The sequence below is a fragment of the Sphingopyxis sp. H050 genome (genome assembly GCF_001468265.1).
Taxonomy (GTDB): Bacteria; Pseudomonadota; Alphaproteobacteria; order Sphingomonadales; family Sphingomonadaceae; genus Sphingopyxis.
Genome location: NZ_LNRZ01000004.1, coordinates 154,590 through 180,178, shown reverse-complemented (window position 1 = coordinate 180,178; position 25,589 = coordinate 154,590). Strand labels below are relative to the sequence as shown.

Below are 25,589 nucleotides of genomic sequence, written 5' to 3'. Positions count from 1 at the left end.
CCCTTCACCATCCCCCTGGCTTAGCGCCAGCGGAAGTGGTTACGATAGACCTTCACCACCCGGCCGTTGCGCTCGTTGACGAGCAGCAGGTCGTTATAGTGACGGACGTAGGTCAGGTTGCGGCCAGCCCGCGGTACGCCCCAACGGCTATCCCATGTCGGGCGATAGCTGGGCGCATAATAGTTCGGGCGCAGCGTCGCGCCGACACTGAATTGCTGATATCGGAACGGGGCGCGATAATTCGAATAGCGCGTGTCGCGGCGCCAGTCGCGCTGGCTTTCGCGAAGGTCACGGCGCGCATCATTATACTCCCGGCGTTCCTCGCGGACGTCCTTGCGGTCACCATAGCGCTGGGCATCGCGAAGTTCACGACGTTCCTCGCGGACATCGCGGCGGTCTTCGCGAATATCGCGAGTCTGTGCCTGCGCGGCCGCTGGAACCATCATCGCGGCGATCAGGCCGGCGGTGAGAAATTGCATCTTCTTCATTGTGCCATTCCTTTTCAATCGGTCAGGGGGAGAGGATCTGCCCGATGACGAGGATTGGTCTACGCGAGTCGATTTGAATTGTTCCCGAATGGGTCGTTTATTTTCAGGTCATTAGTGTCGCAATTTGTCGCGGTCAAAACGACGAAACGGCGCCGTCTTGCGACGGCGCCGTGGAACGTTTTGAACATTGTGTCAGACGAGTTCGACCGCCACCGCCGTTGCCTCGCCGCCGCCGATGCACAGGCTCGCAATGCCGCGGGTCTTGCCATGGCGCTGGAGCGCGGCGATCAGCGTCGTGATGATACGCGTGCCGCTGGCGCCGATCGGATGGCCGAGCGCGGTCGCGCCGCCATGGACGTTGATCTTTTCGCGCGGGATGCCGAGGTCGTGCATCGCAAACATCGCTACGCACGCAAAGGCTTCGTTGACCTCGAACAGGTCGACGTCGCCGATCGACCAGCCGGTTTTGGCGAGCAATTTGTTGATCGCGCCCACGGGAGCGACGGTGAAATCCTTCGGCTCCTGCGCGTGCGCAGCATGCGCGACGAGGCGCGCGACCGGCTTCGCGCCCTTGGCGTCGGCTACCGACTGGCGCGTCAGCACCACCGCGGCGGCGCCGTCGGAGATCGAGCTGCTGGTCGCGGCGGTGATCGTGCCGTCCTTGGCGAAGGCGGGCTTCAGCGTCGGGATCTTGTCGGGCATCGCCTTGCCGGGCGCTTCGTCGGTGTCGACGATGACATCACCCTTGCGGCCGGCGATCGTCACCGGTGCGATTTCCGCAGCAAAGGCGCCGTCGGCGATCGCGGCCTTGGCGCGGCTCAGCGATTCGAGGGTATATTCGTCCTGCGCCTGGCGGCTGAGCTGGTAGGCGTCGGCCGTATCCTGCGCAAAGGTGCCCATCGCGCGGCCAGCCTCATAGGCGTCTTCGAGGCCGTCGAGGAACATATGGTCATAAGCGGTGTCGTGCCCGATGCGCGCGCCCGAACGGTGCTTCTTGAGCAGGTACGGCGCGTTGGTCATCGATTCCATGCCGCCCGCGACAACGACATCCACGCTGCCCGCGGCGAGCGCTTCGGCGCCCATGATCACGGTCTGCATACCCGAGCCACACACCTTGTTCACGGTCGTCGCCTGCACCGATTTTGGCAAGCCCGCCTTGATCGCGGCCTGACGCGCGGGCGCTTGACCGAGCCCGGCGGGCAGCACGCAGCCCATATAGATGCGCTCGATATCGTCGCCCGACACGCCCGCGCGTTCGACCGCCGCCTTGACCGCGGTCGCACCAAGATCGGTCGCGCTCGCGTCCGAAAGGGCTCCCTGCATGCCGCCCATCGGCGTGCGGGCATAGGAAAGGAAGACGACGGGATCGGTGGCGGTCATATCGAGAGACTCCGTGGGGAAACTGGATCGGTCGCCCGATTAGCCCAAATGCTGCAACTGCGAAAGGGGGAGGAAAGCCAAAGGCCGCCAAACCCCGCGGCGCGGTGTCAAAGTTCAGTAAAGTCCAGCCCTATGGCGAACCCATGGGCCTATCCGCCCGCGGCGATAGACGGCGGAGTCGCGGGCCGGAGCGGGAGGGTTGTGGTTCATCCTCGATCTTGAAGCATAGCGGGAATTATTAGGAAAGCGGTCTCTGCAACCGCGGTTCACGGGTAGTGTTAAGTAAGGCGTTACCGTAACTACCAAGCGCCTTCACATGAAGTTGGTCGCACAGTATCAGGTTGGCATGAGAGCTTCAGAACGAATGGATTTGCTAGAGAAGGTCGGCAGCGAACTTCAGAGCCGATACACGTATGCCGACATCGATGCGTTCTTTGCGGCGCTCGACATATCCACGATCAATGTGGACAGCACCAACACCAACAGCAAACGGGTCTACGCCAAAGCTGTTCTGTCGTGTGTAACCGAGGCGGTCTTATTGCAGGTCGCTAGCGAACTGGACATTATCCCACACACACCCATTGTTGCTCCAATCGGCCTTCCCAAGAACTGGGAAGGGACGAAAGATTTTCGCCTCTTTATCTCGCATATTAGCAAACACAAAGCGCGAGCGACTAAGCTCAAGCAGGCGCTTGCCCGCTACGGTATCTCGGGCTTCGTGGCCCACGAAGATATCCAGCCCACGCTATCTTGGCAGGACGAGATTGAGCGCGCACTCCAAACTATGGATGCCCTTGTCGCGGTCCGCACACCCGGATTTTCCGCATCAATATGGACGCAACAAGAAATCGGGTATGCTTTGGGAAGAGGCGCCATGGTCATTTCGTTTAAGATGGGCGAAGATCCCACCGGCTTTATAGGCAAACATCAGGCGCTGCCGCATCGTGACCGCTCCGCTGAAGAGATAGCAGAGGAGATCGACAAACTCCTCGCTGCAGACCCGCGAACGGAAGCTCGGCTGTTAGAAGCAAAAGCCTCCGCTTAGTCATACTGACGGGACGATGTCTTTGAGCGATGTCACGAGGGGCAACTAGCCGGTTTCATCTTGCAACTCGACGCGCGGCGTGATCAAACATCGCCTGCAAACTATAGGGGAGACGGGTCATGGCCACCGCGATCAAGCCGGATATTGCCGGCGAAACCGCGCGTATGCACGCAGTGCTCGCGGCGCAGAGAGCAAGCTTCACCGCGGCCATGCCCGAAAGCCTCGCCGTCCGCACCGACCGCATCGACCGCGCGGTCGCGATGCTCGTCGATCATGCCGAGGAGTTCGCGAAAGCGGTGAGCGAGGATTTCGGCCACCGCAGCCGCGAGCAGACGCTGATGACCGACATCATGCCCTCGGTCAGCGCCTTGAAGCATGCGAAGAAGCATCTGGCGGCCTGGTCGAAGGGCGAGAAAAGGAAGCCGACCTTCCCGCTCGGCCTGCTCGGCGCGAAGGCCGAGGTCGTCTATCAGCCCAAAGGCGTCGTCGGCGTCGTTGCCCCGTGGAACTTCCCCGTCGGCATGGTCTTCGTGCCGATGGCGGGTATCCTCGCTGCGGGCAACCGGGCGATGATCAAACCGAGCGAGTTTACCGAGCATGTCTCGGCGCTGATGGCGCGGCTCGTTCCCGACTATTTCGACGAGACCGAGATGGCGGTGTTCACCGGCGACGCCGAGGTTGGGATCTCCTTCTCGAAGCTTGCGTTCGACCATCTGATCTTCACCGGAGCGACGGGCGTCGGGCGGCACATCATGCGCGCCGCCGCGGATAACCTCGTGCCCGTGACGCTCGAACTCGGCGGCAAGTCTCCGACCTTCATCGGGCGCAGCGCGAACAAGGATCTGGTCGGCCAGCGCGTCGCGCTCGGCAAGATGATGAACGCGGGACAAATCTGCCTCGCCCCCGACTATCTGCTCGTCGCCGAGGACCAGGAGGGCGAGGTGATCGACAGCGTCACCAAGGGCGCGACCGCGCTCTATCCGACGCTGCTGGCGAACGACGACTATACATCGGTGGTGAACGGCCGGAACTATGACCGCCTGCAGGGCTACCTCGCCGACGCGCGCGAAAAGGGCGCCGAGGTGATCGAAGTCAATCCCGCCGGTGAGGATTTCGCGAGCGCTAACGGCCACAAGATGCCGCTCCACATCGTGCGCAACCCGACCGATGACATGAAGGTGATGCAGGAGGAAATTTTCGGCCCGATCCTTCCCGTGAAGACGTACAAGACGATCGACCAGGCGATCGACTATGTGAACGAGCATGACCGCCCGCTCGGCCTTTACTATTTCGGGCAGGACAAGAGCGAGGAGGAGCGGGTGCTGACGCGGACGATCTCGGGCGGTGTTACGGTCAACGACGTGCTGTTCCACAACGCGATGGAGGACCTGCCCTTCGGCGGGGTGGGTCCCTCGGGAATGGGCAATTATCATGGATTGGATGGCTTCAAGACCTTCAGTCATGCGCGCGCGGTCTATCGTCAGCCGAAGCTGGATGTGGCGGGTCTGGCGGGATTCAAGCCGCCCTATGGCAAAGCGACGGCAAAGACGCTTGCAAAAGAGCTGAAGAAATAGCTTGGCAAACCAGGGAAGGGGGCCTTATCGGGGCCACCGCCCGGATGCCCCTGTGGTGAAATTGGTAGACGCGCTCGACTCAAAATCGCCTTCTACCTATTTTTCTAAGCCAAAAACCACGCAAAACCAATGGTTTGAGCAAGGTCGAGACTCCGAAAAAGACTTACACAAGTCTTACACACTTTGGAGTTTTACACATGCCCGTAGAGAGCCATGTTTTGATGGATGGCGCGCTGCACGTTTATAAGCGCGAGGGCAGCCGCTTCTGGCAATGCGCGACCTACCTCGGCAGCCGCAATCACCGGCAGACGACCAAGGAGGAGAGCCTTGCCGCCGCCAAGGATTTTGCCCGCGACTGGTATATGGAACGGTGCGTCGAGGATCGTCAGCGCCGTCGCGGCGGCGTCCCCCTGATCAACAGCTCCGTCCAGCCTGTCGTTGCCGAACTCGGCCCTGTTGTCGATGGCCGCCGTCGGCCAAGGCCAACCGGCCCCAGCTTCGAGGATGCGGCAGCGGCCTTCACCAGCGAGTTCGAAGTCATCACAATGGGCGAGCGCAACGCCGGCTATGTGAAATCGAAGTCCGACATCATTCGCGTTCACCTCCTGCCGTTCTTCGGCGATACCGCGCTTGAGGACATCACGGCGGGCAAGGTTCAGGAATATCGCGCGCACCGCCAGACATCGCGGGTCGATGCCAAGACCGGCAAGGTGAAAAAACCGGCCCGCGCGACCTTGCATCACGAGATCGTCACGTTGCGTCAGATCTTAAAGACCGCCAATCGCAAGGGCTGGATCGCGGCGATCCCGGATATGTCCGCGCCCTACAAGACGTCCGGCAAGCTGGAGCATCGCGCCTGGTTCTCGCCCGAGGAATACAAGCTGCTCTACGAGGCGACGCGCGAGCGGGCGAAGAACCCGCCCAAGCCGCGCTGGCGCGAGGTCTGCGAGAATTTTCACGACTATGTTCTGTTCATGGGCAACACCGGCCTTCGTCCCGACGAGTCAGCCCGGCTCGAGCTGCGCGACGTCAAGATCGTGAAAGACGAATCGACCGGCGAGCGCATCCTGGAGATCGAGGTGCGCGGCAAGCGCGGCGTCGGCTTCTGCAAGTCGATGCCTGGTGCGATCCTGCCGTTCGAGCGGATTCGCAAGCGCAAGGGCTTGAAGCCGACCGACCGAGTGTTCGGCAAATCGCCGCGCGAATTGATGAACACCGTCCTCGACGAGCTGAACCTGAAATTCGACCGCGATGGTCATATCCGCACCTGTTACAGTCTGCGGCATACCTACATCTGCCTTCGCTTGCTCGAAGGGGCGGACATCTACCAAGTTGCCAAGAACTGTCGCACCAGCGTCGAGATGATCGAGAAATATTACGGGCGGCATTTGAAGAACAACATCGACGCATCCGCCGTCAATGTTCGCAAGGCGCGGCTCGGAACGGATTCGGCCGGAAAGAAGGTCGTGAAGTCAACGAAATAGGATGCTTTGTTTGGATTCTCCGTTGCGCAATTTGATCGTGGCGCTATAGGCGAGGCCCTGCGCGGGTGTGGTGAAACTGGTAGACGCGCGGGATTCAAAATCCCGTTCCGCAAGGAGTGTCGGTTCGAGCCCGACCACCCGCACCAGCCCCCTTTGGCATGATCCGGTTACGCCGCCGCACGGTGGCGGGATCATGCCCAAGCGGGGCAGAGCGGCCCATACGGGCCGCGCCCCGCGTCGGCGAAATGACGATCGAACGGCATTGTCATGCTGGCCATTGGAATCCCGGACTGGATTCGGCCATCGCCGCAAAAGACGCCGCGAAGCGGCCACTGATCCTATTTCAGCAGGCCCAGGGCAACTTTTTGGGGTTTAAGCGCTGGATATTCGAGCGACCACTCTTCGTTTAGGACTAAACCTGCCGAGTTGGCTTAGAGCAGATATGAATCCCGCCGACTCCGACAAAGCCGGCGCCAAGCTGTGTGGCAAGGACGATGTCATCGCCATGCCTCCCGAGCGGCACCGAAACTAGGCCCAGAAGCGTCGCGACCAACGACACGACGGCGGTCAGCGCGCCCGCGTCTCTCCACATCAAGCTATCGCAATGGTCATAGCAACCTTCGTATCGGTACCGATCAGCGACGATTTGCAGGGTTGTCCCCTTTCCGGCGTCCGCGATCTTTGCGACGCTTTGCCTGTTGAGCGCACGAGCGTCTTCGAGGGAATTGGGTGCCCGCAGACCGTGCGCTTCGGCGTCATAGAGTCCGCAGGCGTCGTGTTTGTCGAACGGCAGGCAAAGCAGATGAAGGGCGTGAAGACCTCCCGCCGCCGGAGCAGACCGACTTTCCCAAGCTCCAAATCTTCCGTCGAAGCGGCGTTGCCGCAGCAGCGTAGAGTGGCGCAGCAACGAAGCGAGGTCTTCCTCCTCTACACTTCCGCCGGTGCGGGAGCGCCGCGCATGAAGCGTCGAAAGAAAGTCGTGAGCGGGAGCGCGCACCTGGCGCGGCCAATTCGAGACCATCGGCCAATCGGGGACACGCCGCGCTACGGGCGCAGGTTCTAACCGCGGCATAGGCTCTTGATCAGTATGGATCGCCATAGACCTGCATCGTGACTTCGTAGTGTTTCACGCAACCGCGGCATGCACCGCAAGCGAGGGGGCCGATATGACATGAATGAGCCCAGGCCAGCAGTGAACGAGGAACGCCTGACCGTTCGACCAGCTCGGCTGTTGTCATGCCGAGTGCTGGTGCTTCAACCCGCATAGTCCCTTCTTGCAGCCCCATCAGTGCGTCGATCGCCGTATAGAACTCCTTGCGGCCATCGGTATGTACGCCGTCCGATGCAACGGATCCGACCATTAAGGTCCGCACACCAAGCGAAACCGCCCGCATTCCCGCCAACGTCAGTAGCAATTGATTTCTGAAGGGCCACCATTCGGGCACCGGCGCAATATCGAGAGGAGTCTTGTTCGCCATGTCGCCGGAACCGAGCGAGGAGCAGTCCGCCCGGACGACATGATGGTCAATGCCCAGCTCGTCACAAACCTGTCGTGCTGCTGCAATCTCTGCGGAAGCGGGCGCTTGTCCGTAGTCGATCGTGAAAGCCAATTCCGGCCGCTGCCAATAGGCGAGCGCGATCGAGTCCATACCGCCCGACAGAAGCAACGCCCTCATGGCAGTGACCAGACCGCCTGATAGATCGCGGTGACGAAGTCTCCGGCTATGTGGCAGCCCGTGCCCTCCGGCATTTTCAGATCTTCCGGCCTTACATTTTGCGCCAACGCGACCACCGGCTTTGAGCGTGCAATGGCGTAGCCGATCTCGAAAATTGTGCCGGTGTCACCACCGTTCAGAACGGCAAGGACAGCGTCGCAAGCGTCCAACCCCTCCAGGTCTTTGCGGGCAACTTCGCTGGCCGACCCGCGCCCGACATCGTGAAGCGGTGAGAACACGGCAACCCCCATGTCCAACAGCCGCTTGCGGACTTCCTCGACCATCCAGAGTTCGCCGAGGTTGAAGAAGGGCGCGGCGATGTAAACGCGGCCATTGCCTGGGCTCACCGGCTTGGCGTCCAGCGCCAGCAGCTCAGCCGCATTTGGAATTGGCAGCGCGCGGGTTCCAGAATATTGGGCGACCGCCCGAGAAGCGAGGTTCGCCGCTTCATCCGGCTGCCGTCCTTCAATCCCCCAAAACAACGTGAACGCGGCTGAGAAGACGTCGCCCGAGCCGATCTTCCAGACCGTTTCGCTTCTGTAGGCCGGTATCACCGTGCGGGCACTCTTGGTGGCGACCATGGCACCTTGACCGCCGAGCTTGAGAACCACGACTGCTGCGTTCTGCGAACCGATCAGAGCGTCGATTATTTGATGGGGCTCGACTTCACCCGTCAGCTTACGTCCTTCAAGCCTGTTGAGGATCAACGCGACCTCATCCGCAGCCGAGCCATTCTCTTGGAATGGACGTGGGTCGAATGCAGACTGCGGATCGTATACTGCTCGCCGCGCCTTCACCCGTGCCGTGCCCTCGAGCATCCCGAAGCGAAGCACAACATCATCGGTGACTGTCAGATCACTCTGCTTGAATATGGCGTCGGGCCGCGGTGTAATCCGCGGATCGGCGAGCGAATGCATGTAATCGAAGGTGACACCTTGTGGTGCATCGTTACCCGAAATGCTCAGGCCATAGACTGCGGCGAGGTTGTCGAGCCCATCGGCGATATCGGGACTCCTATAGGTCACCAGTTTTACATCGATCACTGCGGCGCTCATCGCCGCCGCGGCTCGGCCAGCGGAACCGTAAACGTCATCCCAAAAAGGTTCCAAGCATCGTTCGGCGTAAACGCCGCCAACAACGGTGGTCATACCCTCTCGATGCGGACGACGACCGCACCGCCGGTCATTTGGATCACCTCGGCCTGGTAGGCGTTGCCCGCCACGATGCAGTTGATCAGCGCGAGATGTCCCCGGTGCGTCAGCGAACCGACCGTCACGCCTGCCAGGGTTTGAACCCTTAGAATATGGCGCGGGGCGGTTCCCGTCAGGGCGACATCGAGACGGTCGCCGACTGACAAGCCCGCGACGGCGGCAGGATTGGGACTATTGATCGGCGCTGTCTGAACGATGGCGCAAGGATCATCGCCGCCGCCGCCGCCAGCTCCTCCGCCGCCGCCCTTGGGCGCACCCGTCGATCCGATCGCTGTAGATGTTCGATAGTCGTCCCGATCGCCGCCACTTCCCGACATAGCTGCCACAACTCCGTTATATTGATGGGCAACAGCTAATAGCCGCAACTCAGCGCGATTTCACCAAGATTAGCAAAGAAAGCAATCTGGTTGCGTGGGCGTTGCTCAGCTACTTATCCTGCGATGGCGAGACGGTCTGCCTGTGCCGATAGCCTGCGCGGCTTTGGGCCGGTTTGTCGAGCCTGATGAGCACGTATCGACCGCGCCCGGGGCAACTGCCGCATCGTCATCCACATAACCGAGTCAAGAATAGACGCCTTCACGCCGAGTGCTTCGGCGAAGTCCAGATAGGCTCTTTCCAACAGGTCGTAATGGCGCTCGACTCGCCAGTCTGCACGGAAAATTCCCAGGTCGACGCCTGCTCGGAGGATATGGATGTCTAGGATCGCAACTTCATCACTTGCCCGCCAATTGCGCACGACCCACGATGCTGTCTTCGGACCAAAGCCGCGCAGCCCCATCAATCGATCGCGCAACAAGCGATCGGGGAGGGCGTCATCGATGTCGGGAAGTTCGCGACAAGCTGCCGCAACATATCCCGCCTTCTGCCGCGCAAAACGATAGCGCACCTGCCGGTTCCCAACCGCCAGCGGTTCGCTCAGGAGCTCGTGTACCCGCCCTTCGTCAGTTAACGCGACAGGGTCGCTCAGCTTAGGTCTAAGTCGATCATATGCCGCGAGGCCCACCTCTGCCGGTATGCCGTATCCGCCCAATATGCATGCAATCAATTCCTCGGCCAGGCTGCGCCCGAGACGGAAATGCTCCGGCTCTTCCAGCGCCCACATCCACGATTGGGCGGCCCAGTAGGCTGGGGTCATAGGCATTTCCGCGGAACCCCAACGCAGCCGGCCTTCGCTCAGGCGCTCATCCACGCCCGGCATCGTGCACGTGACGATCTTGCCCGCCTTCAGGGCGGTGATCGTCTGCGTTGACGCTCTTGAGACATGCATATATGCATTCATAATATGCATGTTGCGGACTGGCAATGAGTAAAATTCTCGACGATATCGAAGATGTCCGGCTGCGCCTTGGGTTGACGCAATTGGCTGTCGCTCGCCCGCTCGGGATTACGCAGCCCCATTATAGTAAGGTCGTTGGCAGAGCCGCCGCTCTGCCGGACGACCTTGCGCAGCGCATGGCGCAATGGACGAAAGACCAAGCGTTTGAGACGCCTGCGAAGAGCGGGGACCGCGAAATGCTCGAATTGACCCGATCAATCGAGCGCCAGAGCAAAAGGCTGGCTACGTTGCTCGCGGCCCAAGGCCGGGCACCTACCAAGCGCCGCGTTGCCCGAACGCGATCGAGATGAACTCGATTGCAGCTTCATTATGCAAGCATGGAAATGATCGGGCGTGAGTCCACCTCGCCCAGGTGGTTTTGGAAATTGCGCTACGCGACCTGCACGATCTGCACACCGGCCTTTTCAAGAAGGCCATAGAGTGTGGCGATCTTCGTCCGTCGCCCACGTTTTGAGCAATATGTGAACGCTACCCGCTGCTTTGCGCGGGTGAAACCCACGAAAAAGCCGGCAGTCGCCTCGATCTGGTCGCCGGCAAAGCTCCACCATGCGCCGTCGTCAAGCCCGACGAACATGACGCTATGGTATTCCAGCCCCTTGCTCTTGTGGATTGTCATCAACGGGATGGCATCAATGCCCTCATATACGTCGAGTGCTTCGCCCCAATCGGCTGCATCCTTTCCGGATGACGCCAGGTGTAACGCGATTGCCTCAATCACTTTTTCCAGCCAGCCGCCCTGTGCGTAGGCTGGATGGACAGCAACGAGCCTTTCCCGCCCGATGAAGTCGATCAACTTTTTTGCGATCGTAAGGCTTTCCGACGTTGAAGCTGGTGGCGCCGGATAGGTAGCGGCAATCTTTAGTGCGAAGGTATCGAGGTCGCGCGCAAGCCTTGCGTGCCCAGCCTCATCCTCGATGGAAATTCCCTGTAGCGCAGCAAGTGCATTCAGACCTGCCGACCAATACCGCCCGGCCCGCTTGGTCGTCGACAACCGCAAAAGCTGGACGGCCAGTTGCGACGCTTCCTCTGTCAGCAGTTCCTGCAACTTCACCGCGCCAACGGCCCCATCTTCATTGCGTAGCGGTATCTTGGCCGCTTCAAATGCAGGCTCCAGAACGGCTGCATATTCGGCTGCCTTCTGCCGCACCAAAATCGCAAAATCGCGCGGGCCGAGCCCGTGCGTTTTCATCTCGCTTGTAACAAAGGCCGCGAGACGGCTGGCTTCGACCTCGGGCGTCGAGAAATCCCAGATGGCGCAGCTTTCGCCCGAGATCGTTCCGGTCGTCTTCGAGACCGGCTCGACGGCATGCGCGTCCAGCGCCTGCGCGAGAATGTGCTGAATTCGCACCAGTTCAGGTGATGAGCGGTAATTGTTATAGAGCGGTGTGCATTGCGCGCCGAAGTCCGCGTCGAACGCCGCAAACGGGTCGTCCATCGCCATCGCCCAGCGCATGATCTGCTGCTTGTTGTCGCCGACGGCCGTGATCACCGTGCCGGTGTCCTTGAAGATCGTGCGGACAAGATCGTATTGAACCTGCGTCGTGTCTTGAAATTCGTCCATGAATAGATGCGAGTAGGTCAGTCTCAGCGCGTCGCGGGCCATCGGATTGACGCGCAGCAGGAGTTCGGCGAGCCGCCCGATCATCGGAAACGACAGTCGGGTCTTCATTCCCTCGTGCAACGAGGATTGCCAGAACCGGTCGGCGGCCCATTGCCCTACCGCCGGTATCGGCCAGCCGTCTTCGGGAATCGGTTTACCCAGCAACATCGAGCGCTCGAACGTCTTGGACGCAATGGCCTGAAGATCGGCATAGGAGCCGATGATTGGCGGTGGGGCACCGACGTCCTGGGAGAGGAAGCCACGATACAGTGCTTCGGTCGGAAACATGATTTCATAGTCCGGTCGGGGCCGCCAGCGCTCGGGCAGCGCTTGGCCGAACCGATCAACTAGCCCCTTTGCAAACGCATCGAACGTCATGGAATCCAGACGACCGGCGTGGCTGCGGTGGCATCGCTTGCCGACACGCGCGGCCAGATTGGTCGCCGCATCGCGCTTGAAGCTGATCGCCAGAATGCGGCGCGGCGGCGGCGATGTCCCGGTTTGCAGCAAGAAAGCAGCGCGCTGTGCGAGAAGTTCCGTCTTGCCCGCGCCCGGGCCGGCGATCACCGAGCGATTGTCGGTAGATTTCACGACCGCCATCGCATTGGATTCGAGCGCGTCGACTCCGATCGGTGCCCATTGATCGGCGCGCACACGCCGCGCCAATACCGCCACGGCTAGTCTCTCCGAAGATTCTTGGCGACGTGCTGCAAGACGTCGCTGAGAATCGTGGGCATGCCGTCGCGCAACGCCTTGGTCTTGATGTGGGTGAGTGCCGCCAGATGCGTCGCCGGCTTGCTCCGCGTCAGGAAATGATAGCGGTAAGCCGGCAGAAGATCGGGGTAGTCCTTGAACGCGCCGGTATAGAGGGCCAATCCCGGTCCCGCCGTGCCAAGAACAGCTTCGGCCGCTTTGTCGGCTGCCAACTTCGGCCCACCGCCGGCAGGGACGGTGGCTTCAAAGGCGTCCGGGAATGCCTTGAGCATAGCCAAATCGAGATCAAGCGGCGCGGAAAAGTACACGCCATGCGGCTTCAGGCAGTCGACCCATCCTTTAAGGATTTTGCGGTCTTCGGTATCCTGCCAAGTGTGCATCTTCGCGAAATCGCCATCGGACAGGATGCCGCCATCGACCTTTAGCAATGTTGCCTTGGAAACGCCGATCTCGATCAGGTTTTCGATCGCCGTTTTGACTCGACCGAACCCGCCGCCTGCCCGGCCCAGATCGAGATCTAGCAGCGTTGCGTAAGGAATGCCGAGATCGCTCAGCAGCCGCCAGAAATGCTGAACGTGTCGCCCGCCCAATGGGACGATCGCGACGAAGGCCGGATCGATCAGCAAGTCGAGCGCTTCAGCCAGTCGTGGCAAGACGATCCGCTCTGAATCGCCTTCGACCAGCAGCACGAAGCGCGCGAAATACAGTTCCGGGTAGGCCAGGACTGCCCCGCGAACGAACTTGGCATCTTCGCCCGTTCCGGTCGGCAGCTTGATCTTCTTGACCGTAGAAATGCGGGTCTTGGGATCGCAGCGGCAATAGCGCACTTCGCGCGGATTGACCCGGCTCAGAACCGCAGGCGAGTGACTGGTGACGATGGCCTGTGCGCCGCCCTCTTCGGTGAGCGATCGGACCTGCCGGATAATTCGCGCGAGGAAATACGGCGAAAGATGATTTTCCGGCTCTTCCAGCGCGAAGAGCGTGAGCGCCGGGATGCGCAGCTGATCGTCGAGAAATCCTTCGACATCGCCAGCAACCACCTTGCGTTCCAGATCGAACACGGCAGCGGCCAACGCGAAATAGAACAAGGATTGCTGGCCATCGCTTAGCGCATCCAATCCGCGTTCATGCCCATCCGGCCCTTGTTCGAAAACCACGGCGATCTTGTTGACCACCTCCTCGAACCGTCGGCTGACGAGGCTGAGCCTCGGTTTGGTATCGACAATTTCGTCATGCAAGCCGGACCACCGTGCTTGCAGCGCCTGGCCGATCGCCGCGATCGCCGTTTCCGCTTCGAACGCGGCGGCGAGGTTCTCGCTCGCTTCCTCGACGGCATCTTCGGTTTCCGATGACCATTCGATTGCGCGAAGCAGCCGCGCCGCGAGTGCGCCTGTCGTTGCGCGGACTTGCGCGGCTGCATCGCGGCTGGCCGGCGTATAGTATAGCTGGATGAGGCCACGTTCCGCCGCCGAAACGGGATGACATTTGTCTTCGGGCGGATCGTCGTCGAGCGTGTGGATCCAGAACAAGTCCTGGGACACTTCGCCATCAACCGTGCCGTCGTCCTCCCAGCGCGCTTCGAGCCGCATCCGGCAAACCGGAGCCTCGCCCTCGCGCTCGATCTGCATGTGGCGGAATGACGGGGCGACCGTCTCCGCCGTCGCTGTGCCATCTTCCAGTTCGGGCAAGCCGATCAGCACGTCGATAAACAAGTCCTTCGCCTTGCGATCGTCCGGATCGTCGTCCGCACCGAGATGAAAATCCGAGCGTTGCACGGTGCGCTGCGCACGCGAGACGCCGAACAACTTGGCCAACGCCTGAAGGAGAGCCGTCTTGCCCGCCGCGTTCGGGCCGACGACTGCGGTAATCTCCGCTGCGATCGGCACTGTGATCGCCTCGGGGCCGAAGCAGCGGAAGCCGGAAAGGGTGACACTTTCGATTAGCACAGGAATCCTTCTAACTACGCGTTCGCCGGGAGGGGATCGGTGCCCTCGCTTACAATGGCCAGATAGCGCCGATAACCAAACACGCGGCCTCGCCGCCGCCCGGTCACTTCCTCGACAATGCCAAGGCGCTCGAGATCGGCGAGCGCGGCATTGACCGTCGGCGCCGACAATCCGGTCCGGTCCACAAGCAGATTTGACGTCTGATAGGGGTTTTGCTGGAACAGGTCGTGGATGCGAAGTGCTGAGCCAGCTCGCTCGCTTTCGGCTGTAATGCGTTCACGGTCGGTCTTGAGCAGCTCGACGATGCGCGTCGCGGCGTCGAATGCCTGGTTTGCCGTATCGGCAACCCCCGTCAGGAAGAAATCGAGCCAAGCCTCCCAAGCGCCATGCTCGCGGACTTCCTGAAGGAGCCGATAATAGTCGGCGCGATGGGTTTTAAGGTAGAGGCTGAGATAGAGCAGCGGTTTCCGCAGCACGCCTTGAACACACAGATAGAGCGTGACGAGCAAGCGGCCGATACGCCCGTTGCCATCGAGAAATGGATGGATCGTCTCGAACTGAACGTGCAGCAGGCCGGCTTTGATTAGCGCCGGGAGCCGCGACTCGTCTTCGTGCATAAAGCGTTCCAGCGCATCCAAGCTGGCGTCCAGTTCGGTGGTCGGCGGCGGTACGAACAATGCGTTGCCGGGACGCGTTCCGCCGATCCAGTTCTGCGATCGCCTGAATTCCCCGGGACTTTTCGTGCCGCCGCGGCCGCTTTGCAGAAGCCGCTCGTGCATTTCGCGGACGAGGCGCAACGAAAGCGGCAGGACTTCCAGCCGCTCCAGGCCATACATCATAGCATCGACATAGTTTGACACCTCGCGGATGTCGTCGATCGGCTGGCCCGCCTGCGCCTCGGTCTCGAAACGGAGCAGGTCGGTGAGGGTCGATTGCGTTCCCTCGATTTGTGACGACAAGACCGCTTCCTTCCTCACATACATGTAGAGGAAGAGTTCCTGACGCGGCAGCAGCATGGTAATACCGTCGAGCCGCCCCAGCGCGCGCTCCGCCAAGCTCAAGCGATCGAGCAACGCGAGGACGTCGATCGGGGGAGTCGGTGGTAAGGGCGGCGGGACAAAGGCGCGAACAATTTCGCCTGCTACAGGCGTCTCGACAAAGCGGCCAAGCCGTTGATTGGGTTCTGCATCGGGCATGTCCGTAGCCTGTATCGGAATAGCATTATTTAAGCAATGGCGGTTTCACTTAATTAGCTGTGACGCTAAAATAGGCGTGCTTAAATAAGGGTGGTGGATGGCACTGGTTGCCATGAACCCAGCCTGTCGCGGCGGTTAAACCTCAAAAATTCGGCGATTTGGTTCCATAAGCCTCGAAAATTCGGTTGGATCACCGCTAAACTCTCGTTTTTTCCTCCTAGCAAATGAGGTGCAGGTTGACGCCTGCGGGCAAGCCCGCACCGCGCTCTACTCCGCATCCCGACTGCGCGGGATCGCTCCACCGAGCCGCCTGCGGCGTCTCGGCCTGTCGGTGACGATCGCTGGCGAAAAGGGGAAGGGCGGTCCTGGCGGTCCGCTGCAATTGAGCGGGATTCTTCAGTGACGCACTCTGTCCCGCGCTGCGCGCTCCTGAGGGTGCGGCCTCTTTGTGCTGACCCGCGGGCACTCTTACCTCTCTCCTGGCCGGACGCCCGCTGGCCCACAGGCCCGGGCGCAGGGCGCCCGGCTGGCGTCGCGCCGTGCAAGGGTGCCGTTTCCTGTTCGGCCGCTGCGCGGCGAACTTCGCTCGATGATCTTCGACTGATTGCGGACGGCGCGGGTGCGCCGGCGTGTCTGTGGCCGTCCCCGAAGAGGGGGATGGGCGGCGCTTCCGGCTAGGCCCGTCGCGCTCAGGCGCAACCCGGCAGGCCGGGTCTTTCACTCCGTTACAGCCTTGCAGGTGCGCCTGATCGCGGCGCGCCTCTCTGGTCGCTTTTTGCCGCCCACCCCCCTCTCCGGGGCCGGTGTGGTTTTTTGGGCAGGGAGGCGACGATGGCGGATTACGGCAGGACACGGCGGAGCTGCGGCAAGCGCGGGACAGGCAGGGCCAAGGCGCAGGGCGCGGCGCGGGCTTCGCTTTATGACGAGGTGACGGCCAAGATCATCGCCCAGCTTGAGGCCGGTTGTTTCCCTTGGGCGCAGCCGTGGAACTCGGCGGCGGCGGTGCCGGGCCTCCCCCGCAACGCGGTTTCGGGGCGGCCCTATTCGGGCGTCAATGTCCTGATCCTGTGGGGCGCGGTCATCGAAGGCTGTTACCCCTCGCAGGATTGGTTGACCTTCCGGCAGGCGCTGGCCGCTGGCGGGTGCGTCCGCAAGGGGGAGCGCGGGCATACGATCTTCTATGCCGACCGCTTCACCCCCGACGATGGGCGCGAGGGTGGCGAGGGTGCGGAGGGCGAACCCCGCTCGATTCCGTTTCTCAAACGCTTTGTGGTGTTCAATGCCGCGCAGTGCGACGGACTGCCGGAGCGGCTGACCGCCGACCCGGCGCCGTTGCCGCCCCGCGAGCAGCACGAGGGCGCGGAGGCGCTGATTGCCGCGACGGGTGCGGATTTCCGCATCGGCGGGGCGCGGGCCTTCTATGACATTGGCGGCGACTATGTGCAGATGCCGCCGCAACCGGCGTTCACCCATCAAATCGACTTCTACCGGACGGCGCTGCACGAACTTGGCCATTGGGCGGGCAGCAAGGAGCGGCTGGCGCGCGATCAGTCGGGGCGGTTCGGTTCGGCGCTTTACGCCCGCGAGGAATTGTGCGCCGAACTGACCTCGGCTTTCCTCTGCGCCGCGCTCGGGATCGTCCCCACCGTGCGCCATGCCGACTACCTCGGTTCGTGGCTGGCCGTGATGCGCGCCGATAATCGCGCCATCTTCAAGGCGGCGAGCCACGCCAGCAGGGCGGCGGATTTCCTGTTGTCGTTCGTTCGGGACAGCGAATCCAGCTTGGCGCGCGCGGCATGAGCGCGCCGCTGCCTCTGGAATCCGAACAGACGCCCATCGGCGAGCAGACGCTGGTTCACGGCGTTGCGCCGATCACACCGCGCGACCGCCTCGCCATGCGCGCCAACGCGCCGCTGGAGCCGAAGAAGCGGCAGCGCCCCGCCGATCACGGCCTGTTCGACACAAACGCCCGCAACCAGATCGAGATGTTTTGAAAGGACGTTCCCCATGCAGTTGCTCGCCCAAGACCAGCGCGCGCGGTTGATCGCCAACGGCCAGAGCCGTGGCGATCATGCGCCGGTCGTCAAATTCTTCAATCCGGTCGGGTCCGGCACTTGGCTGTTCTCCGAGCTGGACGAGGACGGCGACACGCTGTTCGGGCTGTGCGACCTTGGGTTCGGCTGCCCCGAAATGGGTTCGGCCAGTCTCTCCGAGATTGCGGCGGTCAAGCTGCCGTTCGGCCTCGCCATCGAGCGCGACCTTCATTTTGAAGGCAGCTTCCCGCTGACCATTTACGCGGATGCCGCCCGCCTGTGCGGCGGCATCACGGAGGACGCGGCGCGGCTTGAGGCCGCAGCCGCCGCCCGCGCCAAGGAAGATTCAGCCCTTCCGCCACCTTGACCCCCTCAAGGTGCGGCAGACCCCGCGCGGGATCGTCCTCGCGCGGACAACCGGCCCCATCCTCACCGCCCCCCAAGATGCCTCGAGGATGGGGCCACCCAACGGAGTAGATTCCATGCACATCGACCAAATCCCGCTCGACCGGCTTTCGGTTTCCAAGGCGAACATGCGCAGCGGAAAGAAGCCGCCCGATGTTTCGGACATTCTGCCGTCGATCATCAAGCGCGGCGTGATTTCGCCGCTGTTCGTCCGCCCCAATTGCAACACCGGTCATTTCGAGATCGTCGCGGGCAAGCGCCGCTATTTCGCCAGCCTCGAGGCCGCGCGGCAGGGCCAGGACGGCGTGACGCTGCCTTGCATCACCCTGGGCGAAGGCGACGATGCCGAGGCGCTCGAAGTGTCGATGATCGAGAACATGCTGCGGCAAAGCCCCGATCAGGTCACGCAATGGGAAAGCTACACCCGGCTGGTCAAGGAAGGCCGCAGCGTCGAGGACATTGCCGCGACTTTCGCGCTCACCGAATTGCAGGTGAAGCGCATCCTTGCGCTAGGCAATCTGTTGCCGCGCATCCGCGAGGCGTTCCGCGCCGAGGAAATCGACGCTGGCACGGTCAAGCACCTGACCTTGGCGACCAAGGCGCAGCAAAATGCGTGGCTGGCGCTGTTCGAGGATGCGGACGGCTATGCGCCGCGCGGGAGCCAGTTGAAGGCGTGGCTGTTCGGCGGCGCGTCGATTGCGACGAGCGCGGCGCTGTTCGATCTTGCCGCCTTCGACGGCCAGATCGTCAAAGACCTGTTCGGCGACGAAGGTTACTTCGCCGATGCCGACCAGTTCTGGGCCGCGCAGTCCGCCGAGATCGAGCGGCGCAAGGCCGCCTATCTCGAAGACGGGTGGAGCGCGGTCGAGATCGTCCCCGCCGGTGTCTATTTCCAGACGTGGGAGCACGAGAAGACTCCCAAGCGCAAAGGTGGGCGGGTCTATATTGACGTCAACGGCAAGGGTGAGGTCGCCTTCCACGAGGGCTATCTGACCCGCAAGGAGGCGCGGCGGCAGGGCGAGGGCGGGGAGGCGGCGAAGCCGTCCGCAACCGTCCGGCCGGAAATCACCGCAGCCATGACCGACTATATCGACCTGCACCGCCATGCGGCGGTGCGCTCGGCGCTGGCCGCGAATAGCGGTGTGGCGCTGCGCGTCATGGTCGCCCATGCGATTTGCGGTTCGCCCCTGTGGGGCGTGAGGGTGCAGGATCAGCGCAGCCGAAACGAGGCGATCACCGAGTCCATCGAAACCAGCGTCGCCGAAGCCCGCTTCGACGAGCGGCGTCGCGCGGTGCTTGCCGTGCTGGGCTTCGACCCTGACGAGGCCAGCGTCACCTTGGGCTACGAGCCGAGGATCGGCGTGAGCGGCTTGTTCCAGCGGTTGCTGGAACTGCCCGACGCGGTTGTCATGGAGGTGCTGGGCGTCGTCATGGCCGAAACGCTGGCGAGCGGCACCGGCCTTATCGAAATCATCGGGCTGCACCTTGGCGTCGATATGGCCGACTATTGGGTGGCAGACGATGCGTTCTATGGCCTGATCCGCGACCGCGAGGTGCTGACCGCGATTCTGTCCGAGGTCGGCGGGGCATCGGTGGCGGAGGCCCATGCCGCCGAGAAGGGCAAGACGATCAAGGGCGTGATCGGCGACTATCTGACCGGAGGCAATGGCCGCGAAAGGCGCGAGAATTGGGTGCCGCGCTGGATGGCGTTTCCGCCATCAGCCTACACCCAGCGCGGCGGGGTGGCGACGGTTGCCGCCGCCAACCGCGCCGCGTGGCTGGCCGAACCCGAAGCGCCGCTCGACCCCAACCCCGCCGCCGCTGGCGCGGCGGATGCGGTGGAGGATGGCGATGGCGAAACCGCCGATGCGCGGGACGAAGCCGAAGACCAGCGCCTTGCGGCGTAAGTGAGGGCGGGCGGCTGTGCCGCCCGCCTCCGTCCGCACCGTCAGCGCCACAAAGCCCCGTCCGTCAGCGCCGGACGGGGCTTGAGTGCTTGGTCATGCGGGGTTGCGGCGTGGATACCAACCCGACCGGATGATGCCGCTGCCAGTCTCCGCCTCTCAACAGGCGGTCGGATCGGAGCGGGGCGGGATCGGAGCAGACCGAGTCTATCGCCGCCTCCCTACGATCTGTGCCAGTGGCCCTGTCATCGTCAGCCACCAAAGCCCGGTGCGACCGGGCATTTTCATTCCTGGCCCTTTCATCGGAATGCCGCATCTTCATCCGGCAAGCCCATCAGTCGATTTCTCCGGCAGGTGCGCCAGCCGGACATTGAATGCGCCACCCGGTCCTTGCCAAGTCTCTTTGCGCGCGATTGCCGGAATCCGCGCTCACCCACGGCCTCGTCAATGGCTTTGGTTGCCAGCGGACGGCTGCGCCTCTTGCCCCTTGCTGCAACGGAGCAGCCCGAACTTTCTTCCCCTGGGCGTGCCGCCCATTCCTCGCGGGACAAGAAAGCCCGGTCTGCCCCGTCCTCCACTGCGTTCCGGCCCACCACCCATTCGCTTTGCGAATGGGACCCTGAGTGCGTGCAGCGGTGCAAGCCCCTGCCTCAAACCAGCCATCGAGGCCGCGAATGAGCGTGGGTTCGACCAACGCAAGGAGAAGCATCATGGCAAATATCGGCACCTTCAAGAAGTCCGGCGACAACAGCTACATCGGCGAGATCGTCACGATGAGCTTGCAGAAGAAGAACGTCACCATCGTCGCCGAGGACGCGAGCGAGAACGAAAACGCCCCGTCGCACCGGGTGTTCGTGGCCAAGGCCGAGATCGGTGCCTGCTGGCAGAAAACCTCCAAGGAAGGCCGCGACTACCTCTCGATCAAGCTCGACGATCCCAGCTTCACCGCCCCGATCTTCGCCAGCCTGTTCGCCGACGAAGACGGCAAGACCTTCAACCTGATCTGGTCGCGCGCCCGCACCTCGAACGGCAACTGACCCGACACGCCAGCCCCGCCCGGCACAGACGGGCGGGGCTTTGTCGTGTTTGCTGCGGTCACGACTTTAAAGTTGTGGGGAGCGGACTGTCGGTGGCAGATCGTTAGCTGCCATTCTACGCCAAATGCCCTTGAGCGCTACCAATTTGCTCTGAGTTTTTGGCCAGCCGCTTGGTTGCAGCGTTCAGAGATTTGGCTCGCTCAGCGCCGGCAAAGCGGGGAGATGATCGGGCTAGAATCTGCCAGACTGGCCTGGGCATGTCGCACAAGACCACCCTGGTGTTCGAAATTCTTGCCTGCCTCACAAATGCCTCAAGGACATGAACCCCAGAGGAATCGATGAAGGGTACCCGATCAAGACGCAGGATGACCGCAGCGGGAGACCGGCCAATTCGATGAAGAGTTTCCAGCATTTCGGCAGCCGCGCCAAAGAACATCGGTCCCGAAATCCGGAAAACCTCGACACCCGCCGGGAGCGCTGCCCACTGTTCCGGATCCTCGACGCTTTCATCGTCTGCAAGCACATCGGTTGCCTCACTCATTCTTGCCATGAACAACATCGAGGCCAATGTGACGCCAACGCCAATTGCGACGGTAAGGTCTACGAACACGGTCAGCCCGAAGGTGAGCAGCAGCAAAGCTCTCTCGCCGGCATCCATGCGAAACAGCGTCCTGAAGCGATCCGCTTCGCTCATCCCCCAGGCCACCACGAGCAGGATCGCGGCCAACGCCGACATTGGCACGTAGGCTACCCATCGTCCGGCAATGAGCAGGATAGCCAGCAGAATCAATGCATGCAGCATTCCCGAGACGGGAGATCGGGCTCCAGCCCTGATATTGGTGGCAGTCCGTGCGATGGCGCCCGTTGCGGGAAGCCCACCAAACAGTGCCGAGCCAATATTGGCAATTCCCTGTCCGACAAGCTCCTGTCCGGGCCGATGCTTGTAACCGGTCAAGCCATCGGCAACGACCGCCGAGAGCAGAGCTTCGATTCCCGCCAAGAAGGCAATGGTGAAGGCGGAGGGCAGAACGTCTTGCACCATTTGCACTGAAAAGGCCGGGACATGCGGCGCGGGCAAGGTTGAAGGCATGTTGGGAAAGCGCATGCCGACGGTTTCAACCGGGAGCTTCAGCAGAGCGACAACGCCCGATGCAAGTACGATGGCGATCAGGAATCCTGGAAGCTTCGGACTCAGCCGCTTCAAGACCAGGATTGTCGCCAGCGTTCCGGCCCCTATCGCAACGACAGTCCATTGAAAGGTGCCGATCGCACGGGAATAGGCAGTCCATTTCTCCACGAATTCAGCCGGAACCTTGCCCGCTTGCAGTCCGAGAAAATCACCCACCTGGCTTGATGCGATGATTACCGCAATGCCTGCGGTGAATCCCGTCACGACCGGCATCGGCACAAATTTCATCAACTTGCCGAGACCTGCATATCCGGCAACAGTCAGGATCATGCCCGCGAGACCTGTCGCCAGCACCAAGCCGGGATATCCATGCTCTGCAATTACGCCGGAAATGACGACGACGAAGGCGCCGGTCGGCCCGCCCACCTGGACACGCGAACCGCCCAAGGCCGAAATCAGGAAGCCCGCAACGACAGCCGTTACAATTCCCTTGTCGGGCGACGCCCCGCTCGCGATACCAAGTGCCATGGCCAAAGGCAGAGCTATGATGGCGACCGTCAAACCCGCGATGAAATCGGATTTGAACAAACCGAAGGTGTAACCCTCGCGCAGTGTCGAGACGAGTTTGGGCGTAAACGCCAGCGAAGAGTTTGGCAGCATCAGGTGGTCAGGGATGACACCCGAGCGCCATCCGATGTCTTGGATCTGCCATGCATCGGCCGTTTTTGATCCATGGGCTCGCGCAACCGCACTCCGCGCCCGCTGCCGGAACTGGATGCGTTCTCGCCGATGATTTCAATCCCGGCCACTTCGAGGGCGTCGATCACCCGGACTAACGTTTCGACAACTCCGCGAACCTGTCCGCCTGATGCTTCCATTCGCTGGATCGTTGGCAGGGACAGACCAGCCCGCTCGGCAAGCTGGCGTTGATCCAGACCCACAAGCGCTCTGGCCGCCTTCATTTGTTGAGACGTGATCATTCTCGCTCCTTGATGTTTGAGACATCAAATTTGCTGTTTATCAGATCTAAATTAAGGCGTATAGAGCGCTTATGAAGCAAGCAGCCCTGAGCAAGTGGGACGCCTGCGGCCCGGTTGCGGGGGTCCATGTTCGGTTTCTCCGCGACCGTCCGGGTGAACGCTTCGTTGTGCTGGACCTTTGGCACGAGGGCAAATTGGTCGAAGTCCAGTTCAGCGCGGCGGAAGCCGCCCTGCTCATGTTCGAGATCGGCCGCAAACTTGAAGAAGCCGACAAGCTCACCGCAGAATAGGACCAACCGCGTCAATGTGTGTTTCGTGATTTGGGCAGCATTGGCCAATAGGTCAGCCTTGGCCGACGTGGTTTGGGTCTCGAATGACCGAATCTCAGTCGTGAAATGCCTTCCCCTTCAACAGATTTACGCGCTGGACGCCAGTTCCAGCGTCTGCACCGGCTGCGGTCGCACAATCGGCGAGATCGCCGAATGGGGGAGCGCGACCACCAGCCGTCAACATGAAATCGTCCGGCGATCTTCGGCCCGCATGGGAAGCAGCACTTCCCACCCAGCCTGAAACCTCAAACCCCCAAGCGCACCCGAAGCCCCTTATTCTCTGAGATAGAAACCCGCTTTGGGTGCGCTTGTCTAAGGGGGTTTGTCTGATTTGTCTTGAATGCAGGATATGCCTAGCGGCGCGTGTTGTCTTACATTGCCCTTGTTTTACATGGGCATGTCTGATGGCGACAAATCAGGTTCCGAACACGGCGATGCTCAGCTTACGGCTCGACGCCGAAGCGCTCGCGGCGTTCGACAAACTGGCCGTCGGGCGGGGCGGACGCAGCGCGCTGGTGCGGCAGATGATCGAACGGGCGCTGCAAGAGAGTGATCAGCGGCCTCTCATCGACCGCCCCGAAGGCGCGGCGCGCAATCGCGTTTCGCTGCGGTTTACCGATGTCGAGATCGCCGTGATCGAGGTGCGGGCGGAGCAGCGTTCGACCGATCGCGCCGGTTGGATCAAAGCATTGGTGCGCCGCCACCTGGCCCTGAAATCGCGGGTCGATGACGGGCTGCTAGCCGAACTCGCCCCGATCCGGATGCAGTTGCTGCGCATCGGGCGCAATCTCAATCAGGCGATGAAGGCGGCGAACACCGCCATGCTCGAAACCGGCGACAAGAGAATCGAACCTGAGCTGCGCCGGATCGCCGACATGCGGATGGAAGTGTCCGAACAGGTGACAGCCGTTGGCGATGCCATGCGCGGCGATGTCAGCTACTGGGCAGTGCCGGATTGATGGAGCTGGAATCGGCCTTGTGGGAAGCGACGCGCCCCGCCTTCCGCGTGCGCTATATCCACGATCCGAATGGCCCTCAGCGCGTTCCGCTTTATGCCAGCTACGGTATTGCCACCGGCCCGACCGCACGGGCCAAGCTGGCACGGATCGTCCGCAAAGCGCCCGAGGTGGTGGTCAAGGTCACGGGGCGTCAGCGGGGCGGCACCCATGTCAAAGCCCATCTCGACTATATCGGGCGCAAGGGTGCCTTGGGTATCGAAACCCGTGATGGCGAAATCCTGACCAGCAAGGACGACATCGCCGAGCGCGCGGCAGAGTGGAGCGATACGCTTCAATGGCGGTCCCGCCCAACTGTGTCGTCGGTGTCCCTGATCTTTTCGATGCCCGAAGGCACCGACCCCGACAAAGTTTTGGGAGCCGTCCGCGCGCTCGCCCATGCCGAGCTGAGCGACAACCACGATTATGTCCTGGCCCTCCATACTGACACACCGCGCCCGCATGTGCATCTGACGGTGCAGGCCGAGGGCCTTGATCGCACCCGCTTCAATCCCCGTCCGGTTCAGCTCAATCGCTTCCGCGAACGCTTTGCCCGTGAACTGCGCGCGCGGGGCGTCGCCGCCGAAGCAACGCCGAGGCGGGCGCGTGGGCAGGGGATTGCGGGATCGAGCATGGCGCTGGTCAAACTGCGGGCGCGGCTGCGATCCGAAGGGAGCCGCCGGATCACGAACGCCGACCGGCGCACCAACGAACAGGCAATCGCCGTCGCGCGCGGTCAGGATCAGTTGCCGCCATTCATCGCCGCCGGCACTTTCCGCTGGCAAGAGATCCGCCGTGCCTATGAACAAACCGCCGCTGTCCTCGACGCCACCGGACAAGCCGATGACCGGGAGCTTGCAAGCGATGTTCGTAAATTCCTCGACAAGCATCAGGACATGAATGCCACTCCCGAAGTTTTTGCGGCATACCATGCGCGGAGGATGGTGCCCGATCAAAGCAAGGCACCGTTGCCTTCAACCAATCGACCGCCCAAGGATCAAGGACGAGGGCGCTAATTGATTGCGGCCGCGCACATGTCGTTGACAGCGAAGCGCGAAATTTGCTCTATAGAGGCATGGGGACCGCGA

General features: G+C 61.9%; 25 protein-coding genes and 1 tRNA gene. 14 read left to right on the top strand and 12 right to left on the bottom strand.

Annotated elements, in window-relative coordinates; all coding sequences use genetic code 11:
* Positions 1–20: 20 nt before the first annotated feature.
* Both ATE67_RS09975 and ATE67_RS09970 read right to left on the bottom strand, forming a co-directional pair.
* Positions 21–488, bottom strand: coding sequence for a hypothetical protein (locus tag ATE67_RS09975; RefSeq protein WP_058816561.1), 468 nt, complete (start codon positions 486–488; stop codon positions 21–23).
* Between the two features lie 192 nt (positions 489–680).
* On the bottom strand, positions 681–1,868 hold the full coding sequence (locus ATE67_RS09970; RefSeq protein WP_058816560.1) for an acetyl-CoA C-acyltransferase: 1,188 nt from the start codon (positions 1,866–1,868) through the stop codon (positions 681–683).
* Positions 1,869–2,184: 316 nt separating this feature from the next.
* On the opposite strand from ATE67_RS09970, the gene ATE67_RS09965 reads away from it, so the two are divergent.
* The 4 genes from ATE67_RS09965 to ATE67_RS09950 all read left to right on the top strand — a co-directional run bounded on the left by ATE67_RS09965 (position 2,185) and on the right by ATE67_RS09950 (position 6,117).
* Positions 2,185–2,913 carry a toll/interleukin-1 receptor domain-containing protein gene (locus tag ATE67_RS09965; protein WP_197411918.1) on the top strand — a complete coding sequence of 243 codons (729 nt, stop codon included), beginning with the start codon at positions 2,185–2,187 and terminating at the stop codon, positions 2,911–2,913.
* Between the two features lie 119 nt (positions 2,914–3,032).
* Positions 3,033–4,487: a coniferyl aldehyde dehydrogenase gene (locus tag ATE67_RS09960; protein ID WP_058816558.1), complete on the top strand. Its 1,455-nt coding sequence runs from the start codon at positions 3,033–3,035 to the stop codon at positions 4,485–4,487.
* A 197-nt stretch (positions 4,488–4,684) separates the two neighbouring features.
* Positions 4,685–5,971: a site-specific integrase gene (locus tag ATE67_RS09955; protein ID WP_058816557.1), complete on the top strand. Its 1,287-nt coding sequence runs from the start codon at positions 4,685–4,687 to the stop codon at positions 5,969–5,971.
* A 61-nt stretch (positions 5,972–6,032) separates the two neighbouring features.
* Positions 6,033–6,117, top strand: a tRNA-Leu gene (locus ATE67_RS09950).
* Positions 6,118–6,383: 266 nt separating this feature from the next.
* On the opposite strand, the gene ATE67_RS21380 is transcribed toward ATE67_RS09950, so the two are convergent.
* From ATE67_RS21380 to ATE67_RS09920, 5 genes are all read right to left on the bottom strand, one after another.
* A complete protein-coding gene (locus tag ATE67_RS21380; protein WP_156416971.1) occupies positions 6,384–7,070 on the bottom strand; it encodes a hypothetical protein in 687 nt (228 codons plus the stop codon).
* The gene (locus ATE67_RS09935) at positions 7,054–7,647 is read right to left on the bottom strand and encodes a 7-cyano-7-deazaguanine synthase (protein WP_058816554.1); all 594 of its coding nucleotides are present in this window, start codon (positions 7,645–7,647) and stop codon (positions 7,054–7,056) included. The genes ATE67_RS21380 and ATE67_RS09935 overlap by 17 nt, the downstream gene beginning before the upstream one ends.
* On the bottom strand, positions 7,644–8,834 hold the full coding sequence (locus ATE67_RS09930; protein WP_058816553.1) for a PfkB family carbohydrate kinase: 1,191 nt from the start codon (positions 8,832–8,834) through the stop codon (positions 7,644–7,646). Before ATE67_RS09930 ends, ATE67_RS09935 begins: the two co-directional genes overlap by 4 nt.
* Positions 8,831–9,214, bottom strand: a complete 384-nt coding sequence (locus tag ATE67_RS09925; RefSeq protein ID WP_058816552.1) for a hypothetical protein — start codon at positions 9,212–9,214, stop codon at positions 8,831–8,833. Before ATE67_RS09925 ends, ATE67_RS09930 begins: the two co-directional genes overlap by 4 nt.
* A 113-nt stretch (positions 9,215–9,327) precedes the next feature.
* Positions 9,328–10,185 (bottom strand): 8-oxoguanine DNA glycosylase, encoded by an 858-nt coding sequence (locus ATE67_RS09920; protein WP_058816551.1) that lies wholly within the window; start codon positions 10,183–10,185, stop codon positions 9,328–9,330.
* A 14-nt stretch (positions 10,186–10,199) separates the two neighbouring features.
* On the opposite strand from ATE67_RS09920, the gene ATE67_RS09915 reads away from it, so the two are divergent.
* The gene (locus tag ATE67_RS09915) at positions 10,200–10,523 is read left to right on the top strand and encodes a helix-turn-helix domain-containing protein (RefSeq protein WP_058816550.1); all 324 of its coding nucleotides are present in this window, start codon (positions 10,200–10,202) and stop codon (positions 10,521–10,523) included.
* An 80-nt stretch (positions 10,524–10,603) separates the two neighbouring features.
* Here ATE67_RS09915 and ATE67_RS09910 read toward each other — a convergent pair whose 3' ends face one another.
* The 3 genes from ATE67_RS09910 to ATE67_RS09900 are packed head-to-tail and all read right to left on the bottom strand — an operon-like array spanning position 10,604 to position 15,689.
* On the bottom strand, positions 10,604–12,508 hold the full coding sequence (locus tag ATE67_RS09910) for a UvrD-helicase domain-containing protein (RefSeq protein ID WP_058816549.1): 1,905 nt from the start codon (positions 12,506–12,508) through the stop codon (positions 10,604–10,606).
* Between the two features lie 2 nt (positions 12,509–12,510).
* A complete protein-coding gene (locus tag ATE67_RS09905) occupies positions 12,511–14,493 on the bottom strand; it encodes an ATP-dependent nuclease (protein ID WP_058816548.1) in 1,983 nt (660 codons plus the stop codon).
* 14 nt (positions 14,494–14,507) lie between these two features.
* On the bottom strand, positions 14,508–15,689 hold the full coding sequence (locus ATE67_RS09900) for a Fic family protein (protein ID WP_058816547.1): 1,182 nt from the start codon (positions 15,687–15,689) through the stop codon (positions 14,508–14,510).
* A gap of 831 nt (positions 15,690–16,520) precedes the next feature.
* On the opposite strand from ATE67_RS09900, the gene ATE67_RS09895 reads away from it, so the two are divergent.
* From ATE67_RS09895 to ATE67_RS09875, 5 genes are all read left to right on the top strand, one after another.
* Positions 16,521–17,489 carry an ArdC family protein gene (locus ATE67_RS09895; protein WP_058816546.1) on the top strand — a complete coding sequence of 323 codons (969 nt, stop codon included), beginning with the start codon at positions 16,521–16,523 and terminating at the stop codon, positions 17,487–17,489.
* A complete protein-coding gene (locus tag ATE67_RS09890; RefSeq protein WP_058816545.1) occupies positions 17,486–17,683 on the top strand; it encodes a hypothetical protein in 198 nt (65 codons plus the stop codon). The genes ATE67_RS09895 and ATE67_RS09890 overlap by 4 nt, the downstream gene beginning before the upstream one ends.
* A 13-nt stretch (positions 17,684–17,696) precedes the next feature.
* Positions 17,697–18,089, top strand: coding sequence for a DUF2958 domain-containing protein (locus ATE67_RS09885; protein ID WP_058816544.1), 393 nt, complete (start codon positions 17,697–17,699; stop codon positions 18,087–18,089).
* Between the two features lie 115 nt (positions 18,090–18,204).
* Positions 18,205–20,034: a ParB/RepB/Spo0J family partition protein gene (locus ATE67_RS09880; RefSeq protein ID WP_058816543.1), complete on the top strand. Its 1,830-nt coding sequence runs from the start codon at positions 18,205–18,207 to the stop codon at positions 20,032–20,034.
* Between the two features lie 707 nt (positions 20,035–20,741).
* The gene (locus tag ATE67_RS09875) at positions 20,742–21,068 is read left to right on the top strand and encodes a DUF736 domain-containing protein (RefSeq protein WP_058816542.1); all 327 of its coding nucleotides are present in this window, start codon (positions 20,742–20,744) and stop codon (positions 21,066–21,068) included.
* A 115-nt stretch (positions 21,069–21,183) separates the two neighbouring features.
* Here ATE67_RS09875 and ATE67_RS09870 read toward each other — a convergent pair whose 3' ends face one another.
* The gene (locus ATE67_RS09870) at positions 21,184–22,857 is read right to left on the bottom strand and encodes a SulP family inorganic anion transporter (protein WP_058816541.1); all 1,674 of its coding nucleotides are present in this window, start codon (positions 22,855–22,857) and stop codon (positions 21,184–21,186) included.
* Positions 22,857–23,177, bottom strand: coding sequence for a helix-turn-helix domain-containing protein (locus ATE67_RS09865; protein ID WP_058816540.1), 321 nt, complete (start codon positions 23,175–23,177; stop codon positions 22,857–22,859). Before ATE67_RS09865 ends, ATE67_RS09870 begins: the two co-directional genes overlap by 1 nt.
* 71 nt (positions 23,178–23,248) lie before the next feature.
* Between ATE67_RS09865 and ATE67_RS21665 the strand changes: the two genes are divergently transcribed.
* The 4 genes from ATE67_RS21665 (at position 23,249) to ATE67_RS09850 (ending at position 25,517) form a co-directional block, all read left to right on the top strand.
* A complete protein-coding gene (locus ATE67_RS21665; RefSeq protein ID WP_058816539.1) occupies positions 23,249–23,467 on the top strand; it encodes a hypothetical protein in 219 nt (72 codons plus the stop codon).
* 16 nt (positions 23,468–23,483) lie between these two features.
* Positions 23,484–23,747: a DUF1289 domain-containing protein gene (locus ATE67_RS22100; protein ID WP_443028754.1), complete on the top strand. Its 264-nt coding sequence runs from the start codon at positions 23,484–23,486 to the stop codon at positions 23,745–23,747.
* A gap of 67 nt (positions 23,748–23,814) precedes the next feature.
* Positions 23,815–24,465 (top strand): CopG family transcriptional regulator, encoded by a 651-nt coding sequence (locus tag ATE67_RS09855; RefSeq protein ID WP_231728108.1) that lies wholly within the window; start codon positions 23,815–23,817, stop codon positions 24,463–24,465.
* Positions 24,465–25,517 carry a relaxase/mobilization nuclease domain-containing protein gene (locus ATE67_RS09850; RefSeq protein ID WP_058816538.1) on the top strand — a complete coding sequence of 351 codons (1,053 nt, stop codon included), beginning with the start codon at positions 24,465–24,467 and terminating at the stop codon, positions 25,515–25,517. Before ATE67_RS09855 ends, ATE67_RS09850 begins: the two co-directional genes overlap by 1 nt.
* Positions 25,518–25,589 lie beyond the last annotated feature (72 nt).